The following is a 3,116-nucleotide window of genomic DNA, read 5'->3' as shown; positions in this document are numbered from 1 at the left end:
CGACTTCGAACGCTACGCCACGACCGTCGCCGCCTTCGTCAAACTCGCTATGATCCGCATCATGCTTAAACGTCTGACCCGTGCAACGTCTTGTTCATGAATCCAAACTTTTCGGATCGGCTCTGAGCCGAAAAAAGAACCCATGGTCGATTCCGATCAATGCGGGCTGCTCACTAGCCAAATGCTCGCACCGGCAGCTCGGGCTCAGCGCGGTAACGAGCGGCAAGTCGTGCAACGGCTTACGGCCAGTTCGTCGAGGGGGTAGCCGGTTACGCCGGCAAGGCGAGGGCGGGTAAGTTGCGCCATGCGATGCAGGGACGATAGCGCGCGATGACTCACGATGCAAAGCGGCGCGACGAACTGGACGTTCCTGCTTCCCATGTGCTTCCCAATCGTGATTTGTGGGAAGCAGCGTCCTTAATCTATCTGGATAAGCCTTTGATTTAATTGGTGGGCGCACAAGGGCTCGAACCTTGGACCCGCTGATTAAGAGTCAGCTGCTCTACCAACTGAGCTATGCGCCCGTCCGTCCAGCGTGCGCGACGCTGTTTGGAACGAGCGGTGCGAATAACAAAACCGCTCGCAGCTGTCCAGCGCAACGCGCCGTCGCCGCGCATTTTCCCTTGTCGGCTACGGCGCAGGCGCCGTCGGCCACCCATGGATCAGACGCGATTTCGTCACCAGATCGGCCCAAGGGCCGCGATAGGCGTTTCCGGCCTCGGCCGTCGGCGCGCCCTGCTTGCGCGCGCAAACCGCGCTGGCGTCGGCGGACTTCGGTCCTTGCGCGTAAAAATAGATGACGTTCATTTTGAGCCGGGAGGCCAATTGGTTGAGGACGGTCCCCCTTTTCAGGACATTGACGCCCCAATGGGCGTCACGCGGCCCGCCGGGCTTGAAGCCATAGCCGTAATCGCCCTCGCCCTTGATGAGATCGAAGCGGATGTAGCAGAGCTCGCCCAGAGGCGCCGGCTGCGCCACCATCTCGCGGGTGACGATGACGTCCTGGTTGTTGTGGCGAACCGCGTAGTCGACCGGATAATGCCAGACGTCGACCTTCTCGAAATGGTTTAGAAGCTCGGCCTCATCCGGATCGGACGCTTGCGCCGGGGGCGATCCCAGGAACAGCGCGCTTATCGCGATCGCGGCCGCGAATATGCGCCGCGGCGTGAGTTCTCTCTTCATTCGTTCGCAAACTCCCTCGAGCATCGCAGGTAAGCAGCGCCGCGACGGCCGGCAATCCCTGCGACACTAAAGCGCGACGCTCGCCGACGGCCGTCGATCATGCCGGGCGTGGAGGCGCGTTCGAGCCGCAAAACCCCAACGTGTCTTCCCACAGCCGCAAAAGCGCGCTAGCAGTTGTCGAGAAGCAAAGAACGAGTTTGGTGATGTCGCGAAGAAAAATCGCTTTGATCGGCGCCGGCAATATCGGCGGAACGCTCGCCCATCTCGCCGGCCTTAAGGAATTAGGCGACATCGTTCTTTTCGATATCGTTGACGGCGTGCCGCAGGGCAAGGCGCTGGACATCGCCCAATCGTCTCCCGTCGCGGGCTTTGACGCCAAGCTTTCCGGCGGCTCCGACTATTCGGCGATCGATGGGGCGGATGTCGTCATCGTCACGGCGGGCGTGCCGCGTCAGCCCGGCATGAGCCGCGACGATCTCCTGTCGATCAATCTCGGAGTCATCGCCAAGGTCGGCGCGGGCATCAGGCAATATGCGCCCAACGCCTTCGTCATCTGCATCACCAATCCGCTCGACGTCATGGTCTGGGCGCTGCAGAAAGCGTCGGGGCTGCCGACGCATCGCGTCGTCGGCATGGCGGGCATGCTCGATTCTTCCCGCTTTCGCTATTTTTTGGCCGAGGAGCTTGATGTTTCGGTCGAAGACGTGAGCGCCTTCGTTTTGGGGGGCCATGGCGACGACATGGTGCCGTCGGTGCGCTATTCGACCGTCGCCGGCGTGCCCTTGCCCGACATTGTCGCGATGGGGTGGACCACGCAGGAACGGATCGACGCGATCGTCGAGCGGACGCGCAAAGGCGGCGGCGAGATCGTCGGCCTGCTCAAGACCGGCTCCGCCTATTATGCGCCGGCGACTGCGGCGATCGCCATGGCCGAGAGCTATCTTAAGGACAAGCGCCGAGTAATGCCCTGCGCCGCTTATCTCGAAGGCCAATATGGCGTGAACGGACTCTACGTCGGCGTTCCCGTCGTCATCGGCGCCAACGGCGTCGAGAAGGTGATGGAGATCAGGCTCGACGAGACCGAACGGGCGATGTTTGAAAAATCGGTTGGGTCAGTTCGCACGCTGATCGAAGCCGCCAAGTCGCTTGATTCCGCCTTCGCCTGAGCGCCTCCGCCAAAGTTCCATCCGTTCGGGAATCCCGCCGAGCCGCCGTCTGCTCTGCAATTTTGCTTGGCCGCGACAAGAGGAACATTCCTTGCAAGATGGGGTTTAACCTGTCTGGGCGCCTGATTCTCCTTGAGAGGCTCAGACTTGCAAGATGGATCGCAAGCCATGTTTGACCCTGACGCTTATGTCTTTGTCAAAGTCATCGCCGTAGCCGGCACGCTCTATTTTGCAGTGCGCGCGGCAATCCTTCTTGGGGTTGCAGCAATACATGCCGTTGCTCTGCTACCCTAAGCGCTTCGCCGTTTTCTACGACCAAAGCGTTGCTTGGCGAGAAAGCCTTTATGATTCAGGTCGCTAGATCGAGATTACCGGGTTTTCTGGCTTTCTCCCGCTAAAGCCTTCCCATCGGATTCGGCGCGGCTGCGCGCTCGGGCGGCGGATCGGAGCCCTGTCGGGGCGATAAGCGAGGCTTTCGCTCTTTGGTTGGAGACGTCGCCTGGCGCGTTCTCTTCGCCGCGGTCAGACGGATCCCTCGGTTCGGGCGCATAGGCGAGTGAATCCCGCCGCGCCTTCGAATTTGACTTTCTTGCTTCAGTTTTAGGCGAGTCGACGAGCCGCGCGATCGCGCTGGTCGCCTTAGCGTCGAAGGACGCCGGTCGAGCCGGGGGCAGGGGCGCCGCCGTCTTTCCGCGCCGACGCAGCGCCGCATCGCCTGCCGAGGCGCCGTTCGAACCGGCGTCGGCGCCGTCGCTTTCCTGATATTCG

At 61.5% G+C, this 3,116-nt stretch carries 3 protein-coding genes, 1 tRNA gene and 1 pseudogene; 2 read left to right on the top strand and 3 right to left on the bottom strand.

What is annotated here, in order from left to right; all coding sequences use genetic code 11:
* Window positions 1–448 precede the first annotated feature (448 nt).
* Together AB7I51_RS17945 and AB7I51_RS17940 are read right to left on the bottom strand one after the other, a co-directional pair.
* Window positions 449–524: transfer RNA gene (locus tag AB7I51_RS17945), tRNA-Lys, on the bottom strand.
* Window positions 525–630: 106 nt separating this feature from the next.
* Window positions 631–1,182 (bottom strand): hypothetical protein, encoded by a 552-nt coding sequence (locus AB7I51_RS17940; RefSeq protein ID WP_428404198.1) that lies wholly within the window; start codon window positions 1,180–1,182, stop codon window positions 631–633.
* Window positions 1,183–1,385: 203 nt separating this feature from the next.
* Between AB7I51_RS17940 and mdh the strand changes: the two genes are divergently transcribed.
* Together mdh and AB7I51_RS17930 are read left to right on the top strand one after the other, a co-directional pair.
* Window positions 1,386–2,348: a malate dehydrogenase gene (gene mdh, locus AB7I51_RS17935; protein ID WP_428404199.1), complete on the top strand. Its 963-nt coding sequence runs from the start codon at window positions 1,386–1,388 to the stop codon at window positions 2,346–2,348.
* 168 nt (window positions 2,349–2,516) lie between these two features.
* Window positions 2,517–2,642: a hypothetical protein gene (locus tag AB7I51_RS17930; RefSeq protein ID WP_428404200.1), complete on the top strand. Its 126-nt coding sequence runs from the start codon at window positions 2,517–2,519 to the stop codon at window positions 2,640–2,642.
* A gap of 74 nt (window positions 2,643–2,716) precedes the next feature.
* Here AB7I51_RS17930 and AB7I51_RS17925 read toward each other — a convergent pair.
* Window positions 2,717–3,116 (bottom strand): annotated as a pseudogene (locus AB7I51_RS17925) (DUF882 domain-containing protein); the annotation flags it as partial.

It is taken from the genome of Methylocystis sp., from assembly GCF_050246715.1.
Classification (GTDB): Bacteria; Pseudomonadota; Alphaproteobacteria; order Rhizobiales; family Beijerinckiaceae; genus Methylocystis.
The sequence above is the reverse complement of the archived record's forward strand: the minus strand, read 5'-3'. Positions and strand labels throughout refer to the sequence as shown.

What these genes read in the sequence shown, in the direction of transcription:
- mdh (WP_428404199.1), top strand. Translation starts at nt 1,386, where the DNA reads ATGTCGCGAAGAAAAATCGCTTTGATCGGCGCCGGCAATATCGGCGGA.
- AB7I51_RS17940 (WP_428404198.1), bottom strand. Translation starts at nt 1,182, where the DNA reads ATGAAGAGAGAACTCACGCCGCGGCGCATATTCGCGGCCGCGATCGCG.
- AB7I51_RS17930 (WP_428404200.1), top strand. Translation starts at nt 2,517, where the DNA reads ATGTTTGACCCTGACGCTTATGTCTTTGTCAAAGTCATCGCCGTAGCC.